This is a genomic window from Microbacterium sp. (genome assembly GCF_047607465.1).
GTDB lineage: Bacteria > Actinomycetota > Actinomycetes > Actinomycetales > Microbacteriaceae > Microbacterium.
Genome location: NZ_JASGCY010000059.1, coordinates 1 through 19,841, shown reverse-complemented (window position 1 = coordinate 19,841; position 19,841 = coordinate 1). Strand labels below are relative to the sequence as shown.

Here is a 19,841-nt window from a genome sequence, read left to right as displayed (position 1 = left end):
GTGCGGCTCGGCCTCGGCGGCGTGCGCGGCATCGGCGCGGCGATGGCCGCACGCATCGTCGCCGAGCGCGAGGCGCACGGCCGCTATCGCGACCTGGGCGACCTGGCACGGCGCACCGACGCGACGGCCGCCCAGCTGGAGGCGCTCGCCACCGCGGGCGCGTTCGACTGCCTGGGGCTGGCTCGCCGGGAGGCGATCTGGCTCGCCGGCGCCGCCGCCGAGGACCGCTCCCGCTACCTCGCCGGAACCGTCGTCGCCGTCCAGCCCCCGCTGTTCGCCGACCAGTCGGGCTACGAGCGGCTCGCCGCGGATCTCTGGGCGACGGGGGTCTCCACCGACGACCATCCGCTCACCCACTTCCGCGACGAGCTGCGCGCACGCGGGGTGCTCCCGGCGAACGCGCTGCAGCATCACGAGGCCGGGCGGCGCATCGAGGTCGCCGGCGTCGTCACGCACCGGCAGCGGCCGTCGACCGCAGGCGGCATCACCTTCGTCAACCTCGAGGACGAGACCGGTCTGGTCAACGTCGTCTGCACGGCAGGGGTGTGGGCGCGATTCCTCCGCGTCGCCCGGGATTCTCCGGCGCTCATCATCCGCGGGATCCTGGAGAGATCCGATGAGGGCGTGGTCAACGTGCTCGCCGACGCCTTCGAGGATCTGCGGACCGGCTTCGCACACCGCTCACGGGATTTCCGGTGAGCGCCGGATCACCAGACGCGCTCGGCAGGCGGCTCCGGCATCCGATCGCCGCCCCTACCCGAGGATCCAGAAAATCTGCAACTTTCTTTGTCCCCCAAATGGTGGACAAGGGGAAAGAGGGCTATTCTGACATCAGTAGCGGGGGCTACAGGCTGAGCGCTGGGGATTCAGCCGCAGAGAGACGCGATTTTCGCCGCCTCCCCTGCCGTCCGGGATGGACGGTGAGCCCTCTCGAGCGATCCATCTGGGGTGGGCCACTCGGGAGGGCACCCACCCCGGCGATTCGACCCACCCGGTCAGGCGATCTCGACCGTGTACAGCGTCCAGCCCCAGCCGATCGTGCGCCGCGTCGGCGCGGGAAGCCCCGCGGCCGAGAACAGCGCCTCGTGCTGTTCATGCGTGCGCACGCCGCCGCCGTTCAGCGCGAACTCGACGAGGTCGTCCTCGTAATCGTGATCGTCGGCCAGCTCGGGCAGGAGCGGACGGGTGAAGAGCATCAGGCGCCCGCCGCGGCGCACGCCCGCCGCAGCGCCGGCGAGCATCTCGACGGCCTGCATGTCGGGCAGGGATCGCACCGCCTCGCTCAGCAGGAGGACGTCGACGGCGGCATCCGCCGGCGCCGCCGCGCCCCGGACGGCGACGCGCACATCGGGATGCGCGGCCACGATCGCCTCGGCGAAGCTCCCCGCGGCGCTGCCGGCGACGGCGACGGCGGCACCGGCGTCGAGCCCGAGCGCTGCCGCCACGGCGCCGGCCACGTAGACGGCCAGCTCCTCCTCTTCTTCACGGCGACGCTCCAGCCGCGCGGCGTCCGCGCGTTCGGCCTCGGCGAACGACGCTCCGAACCAACGGGCGTAGTCGCCGGCGCCGGTCCGCACGGCCGCCAGCAGCGACAGCAGGCCGCCGAGCTCGCGGTGCGCCGTCGGCCCGCCGAGATCGAGTTCCTCCGTCACGTGGTCGTCGTCGAGCAGTCGCCCGAGATCGGTGAGCCGGTAGCGCTCCCCCGGCACCGCATCGACAACGCCGATCGCCTCGAGGTAGCGCAGCAGGCGCGCGAGCGCCCCGGCATCCGTCCCTGTCGCCGACGCGAGCTCCGCCGCAGTGCGCTCATCGCGCTCGAAGGCCGTCGCGAGACCGATGGTCGCCGCGACGCGGAGCGCGAAGCCCGGCGCGAGCTCGCTCAGCTCGTGCAGCCGCGCGGCGTCATCCGCCCCCGCGTCGAGGTCGGGCAGGGTCTCATCGTCCTCGGAGACGGCGACGTCGTGCCGGCGCCAGTACCCGGTGACCTCGACCCGCTCTTTCGGCAGCCCTTTCTCGTGCCGGAGCCAGCGCCGGATCGGGATGAGCGTGAGCGTCTCCCCCGCGATCCAAACGAACACATCGTCGGTGCCGGGCCATTCCACCGCGCGGATCGCATCGAACAGCAGCGAGGTCGTGCCCGGTGCGGCGCCGTCGCGGCTCAGCCAGGTGAGCGAGACGCCCTCCGGGACGGGGAGCTCCTGCCGATGCGCGTCTTCGGCGATCTCGATGAGCACGTGCCCTCGGCGCCCCTGCGGCCATTCCTCCAGCCAGCGCCCGATCGCAGGCAGCGCCGTCTCATCTCCGGCGACGAGGGTCCATTCGACACCCTCGGGGTGCCCCATCGACATCTTCGGCCCGGCGATCTGCACGCTCTCGCCCGCGGTGACCCGATTCGCCCAGCTCGTGGCAGGGCCCACACCGTGGTTGACGAAATCGACGTCGATCTCACCGCGCTCGGGGTCCCAGCGGCGCACCGTGTAGGTGCGAAACAGCAGATGCGGGTCCTCGCGGGGCCAGTTCAGCACGCCATCGGCCTGGGTCGGCACGACGGCCCGCTCCGCATCAGGATGCCGGAGGAAGATCTTGAACTCGTCGTCGAAGCCGTCGGAGCGGAACGCCCCGACCGGGCGTCCATTCGGCGCCGCATGCGCGTGCAGAGCGGGCCCGCCGAGCGTCACCCGGCGCATCCCCGGGGTGACGTTCTCGACTCGCAGCACCTCCAGCACGCGGGTCGTGATCGGGAAGACCTCGAGGGGGCGAAGGCTGCGGGGCATATCGGTGGAGTCCTGTCGTCGGTCCGCGTGCGGCCGCTCGGTAAGGTTAGGGTGTCCTTGGCTGCTCCACTCTATCGGGAGCCTTCCCGTCCTCGGAACCCGTACGAACCGGCCGCATGAAATCAGCTCTGCGCCCGCTCCGCGCCCGCGAGGACGTCCAGACCGAAAGGAAACCGCATGCCCATCGCACTGAACGGCCGCACCACGAGGCTCGGCGGCGTCGCGCTGCTCGTGGCCGGAGCCGTCGCTCTGGCCGGCTGCTCGTCTGCCGAGGCGCCGGAGGACGAGACGTCCGCCGCCCCGGAGGAGTCGACCGCGTCCGAATAGCCGCGCAGCTTCGAGAACACCGACGGCACCGTCACCGAGATCCCCGCTCAGCCCGAGCGCATCGTCTCGACGACCGTGACCGCCACCGGCACGCTGCTGTCGATCGATGCCCCGGTGGTGGCATCGGGTTCGGCCGCGAACGGGCAGTTCTTCCCGCAGTGGGCGGAACTCGCCGAGGAGAACGGCGTCGAGAACATCTTCCCCGCCGGTGAGGTCGACCTCGAGGCGATCATCGCGCAGGATCCCGACCTCATCGTCGTCGCTCGCGGCGGCGCCGACTCGCTCGTCGACAACGTCGCCGAGCTGGAGGAGATCGCGCCGACCATCGTGATCGACTACGGCGCGGTGACCTGGCAGGAGCTCGCCGCGCAGTTCGGCGAGGCGACTGGACTCGAGGAGGAGGCCGCGGCCTCGGTCGAGGAGTACGACGCCTACGTCGCGGATGCCGCCGAGAAGATCACGGTGCCAGAGGGCACCGCCAAGATCTTCAGCTTCAACGGCCCCGGCGAGAACAACAACATCGCCCGCAAGGGCTCGGTGCACGGCGACGTGCTCGAGTCGCTCGGCTTCACCCTCGAAGACCCGCCCGTCGAGTGGCACACCATCAGCGATCAGCGCTCGGACTTCGTGTTCGCCACGTACGAGAACCTCACCGAGCTGACCAGTGAGACCTCGTTCATCCTCGCGCAGGACGACGAGGGCGCGCAGGCGTTCGCCCAGGACCCGACCATGGCGAACGTGCCGTCGGTAAAGGCCGGCCAGGTGTACGGCCTTGGCAAGTCGTCGTTCCGCATCGACAAGTTCAGCGCCACGGCGATCGTCGACCACATCGTCGAGCTCTTCGGCAACTGATACCAGGGCGGCGCCGGCTCTTCGGACCGGCGCCGCCTCCCGCATCCGCTCCATGGCAACCGCTCCCTCCCGATTCCTCCGGCGCCGCATCGGCATCGTCGCGCTGTTCGCACTCCTCGTCGTCGCGACGTTGGTCAGCGCATGCTTCGGCACCAGGGACATCGCCCTGTCGACCACGTGGCAGGCGATCGTCGACTTCGACCCGACGAGCTCGGAGCACCTGCTGGTGGTGAACCAGCGCATCCCGCGCGCCCTCGTGTCGGTGCTCGTCGGGCTGTGCCTGGGCGTGGCCGGCGCGGTGATGCAGGCCCTCACCCGCAACCCCCTGGCCGAGCCCGGCATCCTCGGGGTGAACTCGGGCGCGGCGGTGCTCATCGCCTGCGGCATCGCCTTCCTGAACCTCACCGCGCCCGTGCACTACATGTGGCTCGGTCTCCTCGGCGCGGCCCTCGCCGGCGCCGCCGTGTACCTGCTCGGCGGTGTGCGCCGCGGCACGAACCCGGTGCGCCTCGTGCTCGCGGGAGCGGCCCTGAGCATCGTGCTGGGTGCGCTGACCCAGCTCGTGATCCTCAACGGCCTCGAAGAGGTCTTCGAGCGGTTCCGGCACTGGATGGTCGGCTCCGTGGCGGGGCGGGGGTACGAGGTGCTCCTCCCGGTCGGCGCTCTGGCGCTCGTCGGCCTCGTGCTGGCGTTCGCCCTCGCCCGTCCGCTCGACTCGGCCATGCTCGGCGAGGACCTCAGCCGCTCGCTCGGCGGCAGCCCGAACCGCGTCTGGACGCTCGCGGGTGTCGCGGTCATGATCCTCGCGGGGGCGGCGACCGCGGCGGCCGGCCCCATCGCCTTCCTCGGCCTCGCCGCACCCCACCTCGCCCGGCTGATCGCCGGGGTGGACCATCGCTGGGTGCTCCCCTACGCCGGCCTGCTGGCCGCTCTGCTCATCGTCGTCGCCGACACGCTGGGCCGGATCATCCCGCCGCAGGGCGAGATCAGCGTCGAGATCATGGTCGCGCTGCTGGGCGGGCCGTTCTTCGTCTACCTCGTCCGCAGCAGGAGGATCGCGCAGCTATGAGCACGGCCACCCGTACCCTGCACCCCCGCGGTTTCGTGCTGCGGATCGGCCCGCTGTCGGTCATCATCTCCCCGCGGCTGCTGATCGTGAGCGTCGCGCTTCTGGCGCTGGTGTTCGTGCTGAGCACCGTGGCGATGCAGATCGGCACCATGCGACTGAGTTTCGGCGAAGTGGTCGCCGCCGTGTTCGGCGTCGAGGCCGATCCGAAGCACGCGCAGATCGTGAACCGCATCCGTATTCCCCGTGTGGTGGCGGCGATCTTCTGCGGCGCCGCCCTCGGCGTCTCCGGCGCTGTCTTCCAGTCGGTCTCCCGCAACGCTCTCGGCTCCCCCGACGTGATCGGCTTCACGACCGGCGCGGCCACAGGAGCCATCGCCCAGATCGTGCTCTATCAGGCCGAACCCGTGCAGGTGTCGCTCAGTGCGGTCGGCGGCGGACTCGGCACGGCGCTGATCGTCTATCTGCTGTCGGTGAAGGGCGGGGTGACCGGCGGCTACCGGCTCATCCTCGTCGGCATCGGCGTCGGCGCGGTGCTTGGTGCGCTGAACGGGCTCATGCTCGTGCTCGGCGACCTCGACAACGCCGTGGCCGCGAACATGTGGCTAGCCGGCTCCCTGTCGGCGCGCACCTGGACGCATGCCGTTCCGGTGATGATCGGCACGCTGCTCCTCATCCCGATCGTCGCCCTGCTCGCGCGCCGCGCCTCGATGATGGAGATGAGCGACGACCTCGCCCAGCAGCTCGGCGTGCGCGTCGAGCGCACCCGCGTGTGGATGATGGTGCTCGCTGTGCTGCTCGCCGGCCTCGCCGTGGGTGCTGCGGGCCCCATCGCCTTCGTCGCCCTCGCCGCCCCGCAGCTGGTGACGCGGCTCGCCCGCACTCGGGGGATGCCGGTGGTCAGCGCGGCGGCGATGGGCGCGTGCATCCTCGTGGCCGCCGATGTGCTCTCGCAGACGCTCCCCTTCGACGCCGTCGTCCCGATCGGACGGATGACCGGCATCATCGGCGGCCTCTACCTCATCTGGCTCCTGACCCGTTCGAAGCAGGTTTGACATGACGAACATTTCCGCGCCGGCGCTGCAGACGCAGTCCGTGACGCTCTCGTACGACTCCCGTCGCGTCGCCGAAGACCTGTCGGTGCAGGTACCTCACGGCGCCGTCACCGCCATCATCGGCCCGAACGCGTGCGGCAAGTCCACGCTGCTGCGCGCGCTGTCGCGCCTGCTGACACCGCAGACGGGAAGCGTGCTGCTGCACGACGCCGACATCCGCGGTTTCGCCCCGAAGGATCTCGCGCGTCGGCTCGGACTGCTCCCGCAGTCGTCGGTGGCGCCCTTCGGCATCACCGTCGCCGACCTCGTCGGGCGTGGCCGTTTCCCCCACCAGCGGATGCTGCAGCAGTGGTCGCTCGACGACGAGGCCGCCGTGCAGCAGGCGCTGGCGGCGACCGGGGTGTCGGCGCTGGCCGATCGCCCCGTCGAGGAGCTCTCCGGTGGCCAGCGCCAGCGGGTATGGATCGCGATGCTGCTCGCGCAGAACACTCCGGTGATGCTGCTCGACGAGCCCACGACCTATCTCGACATCGCGCACCAGCTCGACGTGCTGGAGCTGTGCCGACGGCTCAACCGCGAGGAAGGCCGCACGATGGTGCTCGTGCTGCACGACCTCAACCAGGCCGCGCGGTACGCCGACCATCTCATCGTCCTCAAGGACGGGGCGCTCATCGCCGCGGGCGACCCCTCGACGGTGCTCACCGAGGAACTCGTGCGCGAGGTGTTCGAGCTCACGGCGCGGGTCGTGCCCGATCCCGTCTTCGGCACGCCGATGGTGATCCCGATCGCCAGCATCGCCGAGCCGAGCTGAGCCGGGCCGGGTCGCCCGGCTGATCGTTGCGATTCCTCGGCATCCGACGGATGACGATGTGCATGCGCACGCACGAGCCAAGGCCTCAATCCTGCAAGCCGATCACCTGGCGAATCAAGCGAAGATTGAACATCCCGCGTTCCCTGTCGGCAAGGTCGACGTTCACCCAGGAGACGTGTGCCGGGTCAAGGAGCTCGTCCGTCACATAGTCAACGAGCACATCTACGTCGTCGGTCGGACGACGCATCATCACGCCAGCGCGTCTCGCGTGAGCGGCGACCATCAGACCGCCGACGAGCGTCCATTCTTCAGAGACACCGCTCTCGGCGAGTTCGATGACGGTGCGCCAGGCCGGGATGAGGTGGTCATCCGCCATATCAACCGTCAGTGTGCGGCCAGCCATCGCTGCCTCATTGCCTCAAGCGCGCGGAGCCCCGCGCTTCGCTCGCGAGTGTCGGTGCTCATCGCGAGGTCGGCTGCCACAACGGATGCCGGCATGGTATCGGCCGTGTAGTCGATCGGCAGCGTGTTCTCGAAGATCACGTCGCGCCCTGCAGCAGTGGGAACCATGAAATGGTTCTTCGCGTAGTCGTCCATTGTGCCTGACCGCACGTAGCCGGCAACCTGGCTCGCATCCTCGATCAGGTCGGTATCGAGCACGCTCACCGCCGCACGGCCAGTGCGGATAAGCCCGGCCGACGCACGCTCCGCATTCGCCGCGGTGAAGCGATGCGCACGCGTGCGCTTCGATACCGTAGTGGTGATCGCCTCGGCGTCCGAGTCGCGGATGCGGCGGCGTACACGTGCCCGGGTGCTGGCACTCAGCCAGTCAGCGTCGATGCCGGAGAGTTCCCAGAGCAGTCCCCACGCGGTGGCCGCGTCGAGCGTGCGACCCGAGCCCCGCCTTGCCGACACCTCGTATCTGGCGACGGCGTCGCTGTCGGCGAGCCACGTCCCGTTCGCGAGTTGGCGCCCGGCGATCTCTCCCGAGCGCAGCAGATCGCGCGCTCGACGTGTCGTGACGTCGAGGCGCTCTGCCAGTTGAGTTGCGGTCAGATCCACCATTGTCAGAAAACTTCCTAATCAGGAAGTATTGTGACACGAATCAGCGAGCGAGCCAAGAGTCAGAGCACTCATGGGGCCTGCTTGAAAACGCAGCCGAGCATCTCGGCGGCGAGTTCGACGCCGGCCCGTTCATTGATCGCGGTCGCGATGGTTCGCCGGAACATGTGCGGGTTGGCGCCGCTGACTCCGGCGAGGTCAAGCATATGGCGGAGCTGGCGGCGCACGTTGTCCGCCGTGAGTGACGATGGTGCCGTTGATGCGGATGGATGACACAGGGCTCGTCACGTCGATATCTCGCCGCCGGATCGCGAGCACCTCACCGATGCGAGCAGAGGTGCCGAGCATCACCTCAACGATCGCTTCGAGCTGTCCATCGGGCTTCGGAGCCGACGGCAAGCGCCCGGCCCCAGAGAATACTGGCGGCCCGGATCGCGGCCACCTCCGCAGGCATCCGCGCGTTCGGCGGCGGCGGCGATCGCCGCAGGCGGGAGACAAGGTCCATCGGATCGCGTGGCGGTACCTGATGCCTGGCTGCGAGGCAGAATGCGAGTCGCAGGCCTGCTTGGCGCGGATGCTGCTCTGCTTCGCGAGCCGCTTGAGAAAGTGGCCGCAACGGGCGACCCCGATCTCTCGCAGAGTGAGATGCTCGAATGCTGGCAGCGCGAGCGTGCGCATGTTGCGCTCGTAGAACTGCAGGGTGGTCTTCGAGAGTCGATCCTCGAGCTCGAGGCCTTCGAGCCAGTACGCGACCACGTCCGGGAACGGGCTGTCCGGGGTGAGCGCCGAGGACGACGGCTGGAAGAGGGTCCGGTCGGCGAGCTTCGCCTTCAACGCCCGCTCGGCGGACTTCCGTGTATTCCCGGTGTCCAGGACGAGCCGGGTCTTGCCATCCCAGTTGCGGTAGCGGGCGCGGGCGACAACGCGACCGTTGGGGCTCACGAGGTGGCCGATCTCCCCGAAGGTGCCGATGGTCAAACGCTGCCGGCTCACCGGGTCACCGCCCATCCGCCAGTGCAGGCGGTTCGGGGTCGCATTGCTGCTCGATCCAGATCCGCACGTCCGAGAGCGCGAACTTCAGGTGCTTCCCGAAGCGATATGCGCGCGGACCGAGACCACGGGCGCGCCAGCCGTAGATGTGATGACCGAATCAAATCTCACCTACGGAAAAGTCCCGGAAACCCTTGAGTTTCCAGGACTTTCTGGTCGGGCTGACAGGATTTGAACCTGCGACCCCTTGACCCCCAGTCAAGTGCGCTACCAAGCTGCGCCACAGCCCGTTGGCCTTCGCTCTCGCTCAGGCAACTCCCCTATCTTAGCCTGATGCGCGAGCGCTCCGCGAACCACCCTTCGTTGCGCGTGTCCGACCCCCGGCGTAGCGTCGCACCCATGACGACGATCACGACCGAAGCGGCGACGACGCCGCGCTGGGACGACGTGCAGCACGCTCTCACCGGCGGCGGCGACGGGGCGAGCTGCCAGTGCGTCTGGCCGGTGCTGACGAACAAGGACTGGAACGCGTCCACGAAGGAGCAGCGCACCGAGCTACTCCGCGAAGAGATCGATGCGGGTCCTCCGCCAGGCATCGTCGCCTACGTCGACGGCGAGGCCGCGGGCTGGATCCGCATCGGCCCGCGCACCTCTCAGGCGCGCCTCCCCCGCACCCGCATCATCGCCGCGGCAACCGCCGAGCCGTTCGACGACGGCACCGTCTGGGCTGTCACCTGCTTCGTCGTGCGCCGCGAGCACCGCGGCAAGGGCCTCAACCGCACACTCCTCGACGCCGCCATCGACTACGCGAGAAGGTCGGGGGCGCGACTCATCGAGGGCTATCCCATCGACACCGGCGCCGTGAAGGTGAGCACGAACGACCTGTTCCACGGCGCACTCAGCACGTTCCTCGCCGCCGGCTTCGAGGTGAAGACAGAGATGAAACCAGGACGCCCGCTCGTCGCGCTCGACCTGGCCGGCTGACCGCTAGCGTGGAGGCATGAGCGAGCAGCATCCGATCGTCGAAGACGACGTCCTCGGCCCCCTCACCCGCGCCGTCACCGCGCTCGAGGACGGCGATGTCCTCGTGCACGACTGGTACGCCGGCACGGTCGCCGTCGACGGCCACGAGCTCGACCTCATGCTCGAGGGGACGACGCCCGACGTGATCGCCCCGCTCCTGCCCCGCGTCCGCGAGACCGTCTCGCGCCTCGGCACGCTCACCCGCACCGCATCGGATGCCGTCGTCACCCGCTTCAGCACCGGTGAACCCGAACCGCACGAGCTCGACGACGCCGCTTCCGACCTCGTGCTCGAGACGATCGAGGCTGCCGCCGACGGCACGATCATCCTGCACTTCACCGACGACTGCGGCGATCACTTCCCCGACGGGTACTGGCCCGCCGTCCACCTCGGCCCCGACGGCGCCGTCGAGAACGTGACCGTCGAATCCTGATGCGCCGGCCCCTTCTGCTCTGGGCGTTCGCCCCCTATGCGGTCGCATCGACCGCGCACGTCGTGCTGCTCACCATCGGCAGTCCGCTCGCCGCGCCCACGAAGCTCGCCCTGATGCCGCTGCTCGCCGTCCCGGTGCTCATCGCCGCCCGCCGGATCAAGACACCCGTCACCGCGCTCCTCCTCACCGCCATCGTCTTCTCCTGGCTCGGCGACGGCGCCGGCGCGTTCTTCCCGACGCTGCCCGAACTGCCGCTCATGCTCGGCTTCTTCGGCATCGCCCATATCACCTACATCGCGCTGTTCCTGCGCTTCCTCGCCGAGAAGCGGATGCCGTGGTGGTCGCTGATCTACACCGCCTGGTGGATCGCCATGATCAGCGTGATCGGTCCGCACGCCGGCGGTCTGCTGGTCGCCCTCGCCCTGTACGGGCTCGTCCTCGGCGGCACAGCGGCGACCTCCGCCCGGGCACGGCCCCTCACCATCGCCGGCGGCGCCTTCTTCCTGGTGAGCGACTCGATCCTCGCCTTCCAGATCTTCCTGCCCGCTGCCGTCACACCATGGGGCAGCCCCGCGGTGATGCTCACCTACACGCTCGGCCAGGGCCTCATCGTCGCCGGCGCCCTCGGCAGCGCCCGCGCCAGAAGGAGCCGCTGATGGACGCCGCCCGCATCGACAGCTGGCTGTGGGCCGTGCGCGTCTACAAGACCCGCTCCGCGGCCACCACCGCCTGCCGCGCGGGGCACGTGCGCGTCAACGGCGACAAGACCAAGGCCGCGCAGCACGTGCGCATCGGTGACGAGGTGCGCATCCGCATCTCCGGTTTCGACCGCATCCTCATCGTGCGCCAGCTGCTCGTCAAACGCGTCGGCGCGCCCCTCGCCGCCCTCGCCTACGAGGACCGCACCCCCGAGCGCGAGCCGCAGGCGATGCTCGGGGTCCGCGACCGGGGAGCCGGCCGTCCGACCAAGCGCGAACGCCGCGAGATCGATCGGCTGCGCGGGCGCGACGACGACTGACTACCGCTCGAGGCGCTCCAGAATCCACCCAGCGCCCTGCACGCGCGCACCCGAGGCCTCCACGCGGCCGCGCAGCCCGCGATCGCTCGTCACGACGATGACAGCGCGCCCGGCCGCCGCCAGCCGCGCCGCCTCCTCGACGATGGTGTCGTCGCCGGCGGCATCCGCTCCGATCACGACGACGTCGCCCTCGCCGGCCCCGAGCTGCTTGGCCTGCCCCTCGACGACGAGGCGGACCTCGGGGAACCACTCCGCCCCGCCGAGTCCGAACTCGGCGCCCGCCACGCCGACGCCGGCGAGGCGGTCGCGCAGACGCGCAGCGGCGCCGAGGCGATCGCGCCACCACCCGTCCGGCACGGAACCCACGACGTTCGCGCCATCGACGACCACGACCGGGCGCGTATCGAGCAGCCCTCTCAGCGCCGGCCACGCCGCCGCGAACCCCGGATGCAGCGGCAGCCGGTCGACCTCGTCGAGCGCAACCCATTCGAGCGCGACGCTCTCGGGGTCGCTGATCACCGGCTCGAACGGCTCGACGACATCGGCGACGACGGTCGTGTATGACCAGATCGTCACGTCGTAGACGCTCGTGAACCGCACGCGCAGCGCGTCACCGGGAACCCCGGCCTCCTCCTGCGCCTCGCGCACGGCGCCGACGAGAGCGCTCTCGCCCTCGTGCAGGGCGCCGCCGGGCAGCCCCCAGGTGTCGCCGAAGTGGCTCCACGCGACCCGGTGCTGCAGCAGCACGCCGCGCACCGGATCGTGCGCGAGAAGACCGGCGGCGCCGAAGCGCCCCCAGTACCGCTCCCCCGAATCGGCGACGACCCAGGCGTCACCGGGATTGAGCGGCCCGAGCGGACGACGCGGTTCACCGGCGGCGGGAGGTACGACAGTCACGCCCCCAGCCTTTCACAGCGACGGCGTGCTGTCGTCGCGTGTCGAAACAGACCGGAACAGCTCAGCGCTGGCGCTTCTCGCGCACCCGCATGTTGATCACGATCGGCGTGCCCTCGAATGGGTACAGCTCGCGCAGGCGGCGCTGGATGAACCGGCGATAGCCAGGGTCGAGGAAACCTGTGGTGAACAGCACGAACGTCGGCGGACGCGTCGAAGCCTGGGTGCCGAACAGGATGCGCGGCTGCTTGCCTCCGCGTAGCGGGTGCGGATGCTCGGCCACGAGCTCGGCGAGGAAGGCGTTGAACTTGCCGGTCGGGATGCGGCGGTCCCAGTTCGCCAGCGACGTCTCCAGCGCCGGCACCAGCTTGTCGAGGTGACGACCGGTCTTCGCGGAGATGTTCACGCGCGGCGCCCACGCGACGTGCGCGAGGTCCTGCTCGATCTCACGCTCGAGGTACCGGCGGCGGTCGGCGTTCTCGAGGTCGTCGTCGTTCAGACGATCCCACTTGTTGAATGCGAGCACGAGAGCGCGCCCCGACTCGAGCACGAGGTCGATGATGCGCACGTCCTGCTCGCTGATCGACTCCGACACGTCGAGGACGACGACGGCGACCTCGGCCTTCTCCAGCGCCGCCGACGTGCGCAGCGACGCGTAGAAGTCGGCGCCCTGCTGCATGTGTACCCGACGACGGATGCCGGCCGTGTCGACGAAGCGCCACATCTTGCCGCCGAGCTCGACGACCTCGTCGACCGGATCGCGCGTGGTGCCTGCGAGGTCGTTGACGACCACGCGCTCCTCACCTGCCGCCTTGTTCAGCAGCGACGACTTACCCACGTTCGGCCGTCCGAGGATCGCGACCCGGCGGGGACCGCCGATCTCGTGACCGGCCACTGCCGAGATCTCCGGCAGCTTCACCAGCACGGCGTCGAGGAGGTCCGCGACCCCGCGGCCGTGGATCGCCGACACCGGGTGCGGCTCGCCGAGGCCGAGGTTCCAGAGGGCTGCGGCCTCCGGCTCCTGACGGGCGTCGTCGATCTTGTTGGCGACGAGGAACACCGGCTTGCCGCTCTTGCGCAGCAGGCGCACGACGTGCTCATCGGTCGACGTCGCGCCGACCATGGCGTCGACGACGAACAGCACGACATCCGACAGATCGATCGCGACCTCGGCCTGTGCCGCCACCGAACGGTCGATGCCCTTGGCGTCGGGCTCCCAGCCCCCGGTGTCGACGAGGGTGAAGCGCCGGTCGTTCCACTCGGCCTTGTAGGTCACGCGGTCGCGCGTGACACCAGGGGTGTCCTCCACGACGGCCTCGCGGCGGCCGAGGATGCGGTTGACGAGCGCGGACTTGCCGACGTTCGGCCGCCCGACGATCGCGACAACGGGAAGGGCCGGCAAGTACTCGATGCCGTCCTCGCCGAGCGTGACGCCGGCGAGAAGGGAGGCGTCCTCGTCGTCGAGCTCGTAATCGGCGAGCCCTGCGCGCAGGGTCTCGGCGCGCTGGTCGGCGAGCTGCTCGTCGAGCGCCGCCATCTTCTCGGCGAGGTGGTCAGGGCCGCCTTCGTATTCGTCGTCAGCCACGGTGTGCTCCTCGGAGTCGTGCGATCACCGCGAGCACGGCGTCGATGGTCTGGGGGAAATCGAGCGCGGTCGAATCGACGATCTCGACGCCGTCGGCGGCGTTCAGGAAGTCGACGACGGCGCTGTCGGAGGCGTCGCGCTTGTGCAGGGCAGCAGCGACCGCGTCCGCGTTCTCGCCGGCGAGCTCGCCGGCGCGACGCGCGGCGCGCACCTCGGGGGCGGCCGTCAGCAGTATGCGCACGGGGGCGTCGGGGGCGACCACGGTCGTGATGTCGCGCCCTTCGACGACGACAGCCTCGTACGGCGCCTCGGCGACGAGGGTGCGGAAGAGCACGTTCACCTGCTCGCGCACCGCCGGCACGCGGGCGACGCCGCTGACCGCGCCGGAGACGCGGGGGGCGCGGATCGCCTCGGTCACATCGACATCGCCGACGCGCACGGTGCGATCGTCGGGGTCGAGTCCGAGACGGACGGGGAAGTCGGATGCCGCGGCGAGCACCGCTGCGGCATCGTCCGTGTCCGCACCGCGCTCGAGCACATGCCAGGCGAGAGCGCGGTACGCGGAGCCCGTGTCGAGATAGCCGAAGCCGAGGGTGCGCGCGATGGCCTTCGAGACGCTGGACTTGCCCGATCCCGCCGGTCCGTCGATCGCGATGAACTTCGCTGCCGAGGCGCCCGAAGGGTTCGTCGAAGAGTCAGTCATTGGTGTTCCCCGCTATCCGCCAGCCGCGTTCGGTGAGTCCGCTGACCGCCGCATGCAGGGCCGCAGGGTCGACGCTGATCTCGGCGAGGCCGATCTGGGCGCCAGGCGAATGCTCCAGGCGCAGGTCCTCGACGTTGACGCCCAGCTCGCCGAGCTCGCCGAAGAGACGTCCGAGCTGGCCTGCGGTGTCGTCGACCATGACGACGAGGGTCTCGAAGCGACGGTTCTGGCCGTGCTTGCCCGGGAGGCGCTCGACGCCCTCGTTGCCGTGACGGATCGCCTCGGCGACCGTGCGGCGGGCACCGGGATGCTCGGGAGCGCGCAGCGCATCGGACACCTCGCGCAGGTCGTCGGCCAGCGCGTCGAGGATCTCGACGACCGGCGCGGCGTTGGCCCCGAGGATCTGCACCCACAGTTCCGGCGCCGACGCGGCGATGCGCGTGGTGTCGCGCACGCCCTGGCCGGCCAGGCGCAGGGCGCCCTCCTCCGCTTCGGCGAGGCGTCCGGCGAGGAGGCTTGCGACGACCTGCGGCACGTGCGAGGTGAGGGCGACCGAGCGGTCGTGCTCCTCGGGCGACATCTCGATCGGCTGCGCGCCCACGTCGAGGGCGAGCGCCTCGACGAGAGCGAGATCCGCGGCCGAGGTCTCCCCGTCGCGGCACACCACCCAGGGGCGTCCGATGAACAGGTCGGCGCGGGCCGAGATGGCTCCGCCGCGCTCGCGGCCAGCGAGAGGGTGCGAGCCGATGTAGCGGCGGATGTCGACGCCCCGGGCGGTCAGCGTGCGCAACGGCTCGAGCTTGACGCTCGCGACATCCGTCACGACAGCCTCGGGGAAGCGCGCGAGCTCGGCCTCGACCACATCGGCGGTGACCTCGGGCGGCACGGCGACGACGATCAGCTTCGGCGCGTCGTCCTCGCCGGGAGCGCGCCCGGCGCCGTAGTCGACGGCGAGCCGCTGCTGCGCGGGCGAGGTGTCCGACAGCACCACGTCCACGCCCTTCGCACGCAGGGCATGGCCGATGCTCGCCCCGAGCAGCCCCGTGCCGACGATGCGCACGGTGCCCGCGATGCGCGCCGCGACGGCGCCGCGGGTCGCGCTGGGCGCACTCGTCGTATCGGTCACTCGTTCTCCTGCTCGCCTGGCGCCTCGGCGACACCGGAATCCTGGCGCGACAGAGTCAGCAGCGCGCCCAACTCGATTTTAGTCAGTTCGCGGCTCTTCCCCGCCGGGAGAGTTCCCAGGTGCAGCGGCCCGAACTGACGGCGCACGAGCTCGGTGACGGGGTGCCCGACCGCGGCCATCATGCGGCGGACGATGCGGTTGCGCCCCGAATGCAGGGTCAGCTCCACCAGGCTCGACCCTCTGGAGGTGTCGAGGAGCCGCGCCTTATCGGCCTTGATCGGCCCGTCCTCCAGCTCGATGCCCTTGGTGAGCTTCGAGATCGTCTGCGCGGTGACCGCGCCCTCGACCTTGGCGATGTACACCTTGGTCACCCCGAACGAGGGGTGCGCGAGGACGTGAGCGAGCTCGCCGTCGTTGGTGAGGATGAGCAGACCGCTGGTCTCGGCATCCAATCGCCCCACGTTGTACAGCCGCTCGTCGTATACCTTGGTGAAGCGGCGGAGGTCGGGGCGCCCGCTCTCGTCGCGCATGCTGCTGACGACGCCGGTGGGCTTGTTCAGCATGACGTAGCGCTTGGAGACATCGAGCTGCACCGCGGTGCCGTCGACGTCGACGAGGTCCTTCTCGGGATCGATGCGGGTGCCGAGCTCGGTGACGACGGTGCCGTTGACCCGGATGCGCCCCTCGACGATGTAGTTCTCGACGACCCGGCGCGAGGCCACTCCCGCCGCCGCGAGGACCTTCTGCAGGCGCACGCCCTCCGCACCGGATTGCGAACCCGTCATCGGATCACTCCCTCATCGAATCCGTCGGCGCCGTCGTCGAGCAGCGGCGAGATCGGGGGCAGCTCGTCGATCGAGTTGATGCCCAGATGCTGCAGCAGCGCGTCGGTCGTGCCGTAGTTGATCGCGCCGGTCTCGGCGTCGGCGAACAGCTCGGTGATGAGCCCGCGGGCGAGCAGGGTGCGCACCACTGAGTCGACGTTGACGGCGCGGATCGATGCGACCTGGCCGCGGGTCACCGGCTGCTTGTACGCGATCACGGCGAGCGTCTCGAGAGCAGCCTGCGAAAGCCGGGCCGGCGCCTGCCCGCCGATGAACTCGGCCACGAGGTCATCGTGGTCCTCGCGCACGTACAGCCGCCAGCCGCCGCCGACCTCGCGCAGCTCGAACCCGCGGCGCGGCCCCTGGCCCTCGCCGTCGTAGTCGGCCACGAGCGATTCGAGCGTCTGCCGCACGGCGGGCACCGGCGAGCCGACGGCGGCGGCGAGGGCGACGAGTCCGATCGGCTCGTCGATCACGAGCAGGATCGCCTCGATGCGCTCCGCGAGCGGCGACGTCGGCGGAGCGTCATGGGTCGTCGTCGGGTCATCGGTCATAGTCGGCCCCCAGGGTCGCAAGTGTCTCGTCCGACCAGTGGTCGGCGGCCCAGCGCAGCGTCAGCTCGCCGAGCGGTTCCAGCTGTTCGAAGGACAGCGCTGCATGCCGGTAGAGCTCGAGCACCGAGATGAAGCGCGCCACGACGATGCCCGGCTCGGTGATGCCGGACACGAGCTCGCGGAAGGTGAGCGACTCCGTGCCGCGCAGCAGCGTCACGACGATCGCCGCCTGCTCGCGGATGCTGACCAGCGGCGCGTGCAGGTGATCAAGACCGACGTGCGGGATCTCCTTCGGCGCGAAGGCGAGCATCGCCAGCGCCGCGAAGTCGGATGCAGACAGCGACCACACGAGCTCCGGCGTCTTCTTGCGGTGCTTCTCGTCGAGCCGCACGGCGCGGGCATGCCGCCGGTCCTCGCGCTGCAGGCACCGCGCGAACCACGCCGAGACCTCTTTGAACGCGCGGTACTGCAGCAGCCGCGCGAACAGCAGGTCGCGCGCCTCGAGCAGCGCGACCGCCTCGGCATCCACCAGCTCGCCCTGCGGAAGGAGACCTGCGACCTTCATGTCGAGCAGGGTCGCCGCCACCACGAGGAACTCGGATGCCTGATCGAGCTCCTCGGCGGCGTCGAGCTCCTTCAGGTACGAGATGAACTCGTTTGTCACGGCGCTCAACGACACCTCGGTGATGTCCAGCTCGTGCTTCGAGATGAGGTTCAGCAGCAGATCGAACGGGCCGTCGAAGTTCGACAGCGAGACGCGGAACCCTTCGACGGGCTCGCCCCCTTCGACAGCCTCGGATGCCGGATCAGGCGACAGCACCGCGAGCGACCAGTTCCCGCGCCAGACGCAGGTACGCCTGTGCGGCCGCGTGCTCGGGCGCGAATTCGGTGATGGGCACGCCGGACACCGAGGCGTCGGGGAACTTCACGGTGCGGCCGATGACAGTCTCGAGGACATCGTCGCCGAACGCCTCCACCACGCGCTCGAGCACCTCGCGCGAGTGCAGGGTGCGCGGGTCGTACATGGTCGCGAGCAGTCCGTCGAGGGTGATCGCCGGGTTCAGCCGGTCGCGCACCTTGTCGATGGTCTCGATGAGCAGCGCAACGCCGCGCAGCGCGAAGAACTCGCACTCGAGCGGGATGAGCACCCCGTGCGCGGCGGTGAGCGCGTTGACGGTGAGCAGCCCGAGCGAGGGCTGGCAATCGATGAGGATGACGTCGTACTCGCCCGAGACCTGGCGCAGCACGCGGGAGAGGATCGTCTCCCGCGCCACCTCGTTCACGAGGTGCACCTCGGCGGCGGACAGGTCGATGTTCGCGGGCATGACGTCGAGCCCCTGGACCCGGGAGTGCACGATCGCGTCGTGCGCGTCGCGCTTGATGTCCAGCAGCAGGTCGTACACGGTGGGCACGTCGTGGGTCTGGATGCCGAGTCCCGCCGACAGCGCGCCCTGCGGGTCGAAGTCGACCGCGAGCACCTTGCGCCCGTACTCGGCGAGGGCCGCGGCGAGGTTGATGGAGGTCGTCGTCTTGCCGACGCCGCCCTTCTGGTTGCACAGCGCGATGATGCGCGCGGGACCGTGCGAGGCCAGCGGCTCGGGCGTCGGGAAGCCGTGGTAGGGGCGCCCGGTGGGTCCGATGGGTGCGTCGTCGGCCTTCTTCGCCTTCGCCCTGGACTTCGCCGCGTTGTCAGCCACCGGTTCTCCTGCTCCTTCGTGCTTGCTCGATTGTAGCGGGAGACACCGGACGCGCCCGGTGGATGCCCCGGCGATCCGGCGATCCCGGCGACGACGCTGAGAGCGCGCTCAGGCCCCGCGCAGCGCCGCCACCGGCTCGATCCGCGCCGCACGGCGGGCGGGATACCAGCCCGACCCCCATCCGACGAGCGCACCCAGCAGGGCGCCGGCGACGGCGACCAGCGGATCGGTGACGGGCGTCCATCCCTGCACCACGGCCACGGCGAGCACGGCGAGCACGCCGAGGGCCGAGCCGATGAGCCCGCCGATGAAGCCGATGACGATCGACTCGACCATGAACTGCGCGCCGATCTGCCGGCGGGTGGCGCCCAGCGCTCGGCGCAGGCCGATCTCGCCCACGCGCTCCATGACGCCCAGGAGCGTCACGTTCGCGATGCCGAGGCCACCGGCGAGCAGGGCGATCACGCCGAGGATCAGGAAGACGACGTTGACGTCGGCCTGCACGTTCTGGCTGAGATCGGAGGCTGCGGCCGGCGCCCGCGCCTTGAGGGTGTCCGGTTCATCGGGCTGCAGCGCCAGCACCGCCTGTTCGGCGACCTGAGGGCCCGCCCCCACGACGATGCGGATGTCGAGCTCCGAGGGCGCCGCGAGGGCGAAGTCCGCTCTCGCTGCCCCCATCGGCACGATCACCGAGTCCAGCAGCTCGCTCTTGCGCTCGAAGCCGTCGACGATGCCGATCACGGCATATGCGACGCCGGCGATGAAGATCGACGGCTGGGAGTCGACGCGGTTGATCCCGAAGTCCTCGGCGAGGCGCTCGCCGATCACCGCGACCCGATCGGCTCGCGCGTCGTGCCCCGCATCGAAGAACCGGCCGGTGACGAGCGCACCAGCCACCGCATCGAGCAAATCCGGCGACGCCGCGTAGAGCCGAGGGGAGGCGGCGGGTGCCGCCGACGGGTCGTTCACCGGGACCGCCGTTTTGGTCTCGTCATCAGCGTGGGCGACCTCGCTGACGACGGCCGCGCTCTCCACCCCCGCCAGCAG

23 protein-coding genes, 1 tRNA gene and 1 pseudogene are annotated in these 19,841 nt (G+C 70.2%); 10 read left to right on the top strand and 15 right to left on the bottom strand.

Features of this window, described 5'->3' with window-relative positions; genetic code table 11:
- On the top strand, window positions 1-699 hold a 699-nt coding region (locus tag QM568_RS08320; RefSeq protein ID WP_415137707.1), incomplete at its 5' end, for an OB-fold nucleic acid binding domain-containing protein.
- Between the two features lie 296 nt (window positions 700-995).
- Here the strand turns inward: QM568_RS08320 and QM568_RS08315 are convergent.
- On the bottom strand, window positions 996-2,774 hold the full coding sequence (locus QM568_RS08315; RefSeq protein ID WP_415137705.1) for an SIP domain-containing protein: 1,779 nt from the start codon (window positions 2,772-2,774) through the stop codon (window positions 996-998).
- Between the two features lie 177 nt (window positions 2,775-2,951).
- Between QM568_RS08315 and QM568_RS08310 the strand changes: the two genes are divergently transcribed.
- The 5 genes and pseudogenes from QM568_RS08310 to QM568_RS08290 all read left to right on the top strand — a co-directional run bounded on the left by QM568_RS08310 (window position 2,952) and on the right by QM568_RS08290 (window position 6,885).
- Window positions 2,952-3,101 (top strand): hypothetical protein, encoded by a 150-nt coding sequence (locus tag QM568_RS08310; protein ID WP_415137703.1) that lies wholly within the window; start codon window positions 2,952-2,954, stop codon window positions 3,099-3,101.
- Between the two features lie 12 nt (window positions 3,102-3,113).
- A pseudogene (fepB, locus tag QM568_RS08305) lies at window positions 3,114-3,953 on the top strand (Fe2+-enterobactin ABC transporter substrate-binding protein); the annotation flags it as partial.
- A gap of 52 nt (window positions 3,954-4,005) precedes the next feature.
- A complete protein-coding gene (locus QM568_RS08300; RefSeq protein ID WP_415137701.1) occupies window positions 4,006-5,022 on the top strand; it encodes a FecCD family ABC transporter permease in 1,017 nt (338 codons plus the stop codon).
- Entirely contained in the window at window positions 5,019-6,074 is a 1,056-nt protein-coding gene (locus QM568_RS08295; RefSeq protein ID WP_415137699.1) for a FecCD family ABC transporter permease, read from the top strand. Before QM568_RS08300 ends, QM568_RS08295 begins: the two co-directional genes overlap by 4 nt.
- A 1-nt stretch (window position 6,075) precedes the next feature.
- A complete protein-coding gene (locus QM568_RS08290) occupies window positions 6,076-6,885 on the top strand; it encodes an ABC transporter ATP-binding protein (protein WP_415137697.1) in 810 nt (269 codons plus the stop codon).
- Between the two features lie 85 nt (window positions 6,886-6,970).
- On the opposite strand, the gene QM568_RS08285 is transcribed toward QM568_RS08290, so the two are convergent.
- The 5 genes from QM568_RS08285 to QM568_RS08265 form a co-directional block, all read right to left on the bottom strand.
- Complete coding sequence (locus tag QM568_RS08285) at window positions 6,971-7,288, bottom strand: hypothetical protein (RefSeq protein WP_415137695.1); 318 nt, start codon at window positions 7,286-7,288, stop codon at window positions 6,971-6,973.
- Window positions 7,270-7,950 carry a hypothetical protein gene (locus QM568_RS08280; RefSeq protein ID WP_415137693.1) on the bottom strand — a complete coding sequence of 227 codons (681 nt, stop codon included), beginning with the start codon at window positions 7,948-7,950 and terminating at the stop codon, window positions 7,270-7,272. Before QM568_RS08280 ends, QM568_RS08285 begins: the two co-directional genes overlap by 19 nt.
- 68 nt (window positions 7,951-8,018) lie before the next feature.
- Complete coding sequence (locus QM568_RS08275; protein ID WP_415137691.1) at window positions 8,019-8,153, bottom strand: hypothetical protein; 135 nt, start codon at window positions 8,151-8,153, stop codon at window positions 8,019-8,021.
- Window positions 8,146-8,925, bottom strand: coding sequence for a hypothetical protein (locus QM568_RS08270; protein ID WP_415137689.1), 780 nt, complete (start codon window positions 8,923-8,925; stop codon window positions 8,146-8,148). Before QM568_RS08270 ends, QM568_RS08275 begins: the two co-directional genes overlap by 8 nt.
- Window positions 8,926-9,150: 225 nt before the next feature.
- A tRNA-Pro gene (locus tag QM568_RS08265) sits at window positions 9,151-9,227 on the bottom strand.
- Window positions 9,228-9,336: 109 nt separating this feature from the next.
- Between QM568_RS08265 and QM568_RS08260 the strand changes: the two genes are divergently transcribed.
- The 4 genes from QM568_RS08260 to QM568_RS08245 are packed head-to-tail and all read left to right on the top strand — an operon-like array spanning window position 9,337 to window position 11,411.
- Window positions 9,337-9,921 carry a GNAT family N-acetyltransferase gene (locus QM568_RS08260; RefSeq protein ID WP_415137687.1) on the top strand — a complete coding sequence of 195 codons (585 nt, stop codon included), beginning with the start codon at window positions 9,337-9,339 and terminating at the stop codon, window positions 9,919-9,921.
- Window positions 9,922-9,937: 16 nt separating this feature from the next.
- On the top strand, window positions 9,938-10,393 hold the full coding sequence (locus QM568_RS08255) for a hypothetical protein (RefSeq protein ID WP_415137685.1): 456 nt from the start codon (window positions 9,938-9,940) through the stop codon (window positions 10,391-10,393).
- Window positions 10,393-11,049: a lysoplasmalogenase family protein gene (locus QM568_RS08250; protein WP_415137683.1), complete on the top strand. Its 657-nt coding sequence runs from the start codon at window positions 10,393-10,395 to the stop codon at window positions 11,047-11,049. Before QM568_RS08255 ends, QM568_RS08250 begins: the two co-directional genes overlap by 1 nt.
- Window positions 11,049-11,411 (top strand): RNA-binding S4 domain-containing protein, encoded by a 363-nt coding sequence (locus QM568_RS08245; protein WP_415137681.1) that lies wholly within the window; start codon window positions 11,049-11,051, stop codon window positions 11,409-11,411. Before QM568_RS08250 ends, QM568_RS08245 begins: the two co-directional genes overlap by 1 nt.
- Here the strand turns inward: QM568_RS08245 and QM568_RS08240 are convergent, their stop codons facing one another.
- From QM568_RS08240 to QM568_RS08200, 9 genes are all read right to left on the bottom strand, one after another.
- Window positions 11,412-12,308, bottom strand: coding sequence for an NUDIX domain-containing protein (locus QM568_RS08240; RefSeq protein WP_415137679.1), 897 nt, complete (start codon window positions 12,306-12,308; stop codon window positions 11,412-11,414). It abuts the gene before it with no gap.
- 61 nt (window positions 12,309-12,369) lie between these two features.
- The gene (der, locus tag QM568_RS08235; protein ID WP_415137711.1) at window positions 12,370-13,842 is read right to left on the bottom strand and encodes a ribosome biogenesis GTPase Der; all 1,473 of its coding nucleotides are present in this window, start codon (window positions 13,840-13,842) and stop codon (window positions 12,370-12,372) included.
- Between the two features lie 40 nt (window positions 13,843-13,882).
- The gene (gene cmk, locus QM568_RS08230; RefSeq protein WP_415137677.1) at window positions 13,883-14,593 is read right to left on the bottom strand and encodes a (d)CMP kinase; all 711 of its coding nucleotides are present in this window, start codon (window positions 14,591-14,593) and stop codon (window positions 13,883-13,885) included.
- A complete protein-coding gene (locus tag QM568_RS08225; protein ID WP_415137675.1) occupies window positions 14,586-15,719 on the bottom strand; it encodes a prephenate dehydrogenase in 1,134 nt (377 codons plus the stop codon). The genes cmk and QM568_RS08225 overlap by 8 nt, the downstream gene beginning before the upstream one ends.
- Window positions 15,716-16,504, bottom strand: coding sequence for a pseudouridine synthase (locus tag QM568_RS08220; RefSeq protein ID WP_415137673.1), 789 nt, complete (start codon window positions 16,502-16,504; stop codon window positions 15,716-15,718). Before QM568_RS08220 ends, QM568_RS08225 begins: the two co-directional genes overlap by 4 nt.
- The gene (scpB, locus tag QM568_RS08215; RefSeq protein ID WP_415137671.1) at window positions 16,501-17,097 is read right to left on the bottom strand and encodes an SMC-Scp complex subunit ScpB; all 597 of its coding nucleotides are present in this window, start codon (window positions 17,095-17,097) and stop codon (window positions 16,501-16,503) included. Before scpB ends, QM568_RS08220 begins: the two co-directional genes overlap by 4 nt.
- Window positions 17,087-17,914 carry a segregation and condensation protein A gene (locus tag QM568_RS08210; protein ID WP_415137709.1) on the bottom strand — a complete coding sequence of 276 codons (828 nt, stop codon included), beginning with the start codon at window positions 17,912-17,914 and terminating at the stop codon, window positions 17,087-17,089. The genes scpB and QM568_RS08210 overlap by 11 nt, the downstream gene beginning before the upstream one ends.
- Window positions 17,904-18,794 (bottom strand): ParA family protein, encoded by an 891-nt coding sequence (locus QM568_RS08205; RefSeq protein WP_415137669.1) that lies wholly within the window; start codon window positions 18,792-18,794, stop codon window positions 17,904-17,906. Before QM568_RS08205 ends, QM568_RS08210 begins: the two co-directional genes overlap by 11 nt.
- A 108-nt stretch (window positions 18,795-18,902) precedes the next feature.
- Window positions 18,903-19,841: ABC transporter permease (locus QM568_RS08200; RefSeq protein ID WP_415137667.1), on the bottom strand; the 939-nt coding region annotated here is incomplete at its 5' end.

Coding starts and splice junctions, on each gene's coding strand:
- QM568_RS08315 (WP_415137705.1), bottom strand. CDS start 2,774: ATGCCCCGCAGCCTTCGCCCCCTCGAGGTCTTCCCGATCACGACCCGC.
- QM568_RS08310 (WP_415137703.1), top strand. CDS start 2,952: ATGCCCATCGCACTGAACGGCCGCACCACGAGGCTCGGCGGCGTCGCG.
- QM568_RS08300 (WP_415137701.1), top strand. CDS start 4,006: ATGGCAACCGCTCCCTCCCGATTCCTCCGGCGCCGCATCGGCATCGTC.
- QM568_RS08295 (WP_415137699.1), top strand. CDS start 5,019: ATGAGCACGGCCACCCGTACCCTGCACCCCCGCGGTTTCGTGCTGCGG.
- QM568_RS08290 (WP_415137697.1), top strand. CDS start 6,076: ATGACGAACATTTCCGCGCCGGCGCTGCAGACGCAGTCCGTGACGCTC.
- QM568_RS08285 (WP_415137695.1), bottom strand. CDS start 7,288: ATGGCTGGCCGCACACTGACGGTTGATATGGCGGATGACCACCTCATC.
- QM568_RS08280 (WP_415137693.1), bottom strand. CDS start 7,950: ATGGTGGATCTGACCGCAACTCAACTGGCAGAGCGCCTCGACGTCACG.
- QM568_RS08275 (WP_415137691.1), bottom strand. CDS start 8,153: ATGCTTGACCTCGCCGGAGTCAGCGGCGCCAACCCGCACATGTTCCGG.
- QM568_RS08260 (WP_415137687.1), top strand. CDS start 9,337: ATGACGACGATCACGACCGAAGCGGCGACGACGCCGCGCTGGGACGAC.
- QM568_RS08255 (WP_415137685.1), top strand. CDS start 9,938: ATGAGCGAGCAGCATCCGATCGTCGAAGACGACGTCCTCGGCCCCCTC.
- QM568_RS08250 (WP_415137683.1), top strand. CDS start 10,393: ATGCGCCGGCCCCTTCTGCTCTGGGCGTTCGCCCCCTATGCGGTCGCA.
- QM568_RS08245 (WP_415137681.1), top strand. CDS start 11,049: ATGGACGCCGCCCGCATCGACAGCTGGCTGTGGGCCGTGCGCGTCTAC.
- der (WP_415137711.1), bottom strand. CDS start 13,842: ATGGCGGCGCTCGACGAGCAGCTCGCCGACCAGCGCGCCGAGACCCTG.
- cmk (WP_415137677.1), bottom strand. CDS start 14,593: ATGACTGACTCTTCGACGAACCCTTCGGGCGCCTCGGCAGCGAAGTTC.
- QM568_RS08220 (WP_415137673.1), bottom strand. CDS start 16,504: ATGACGGGTTCGCAATCCGGTGCGGAGGGCGTGCGCCTGCAGAAGGTC.
- scpB (WP_415137671.1), bottom strand. CDS start 17,097: ATGACCGATGACCCGACGACGACCCATGACGCTCCGCCGACGTCGCCG.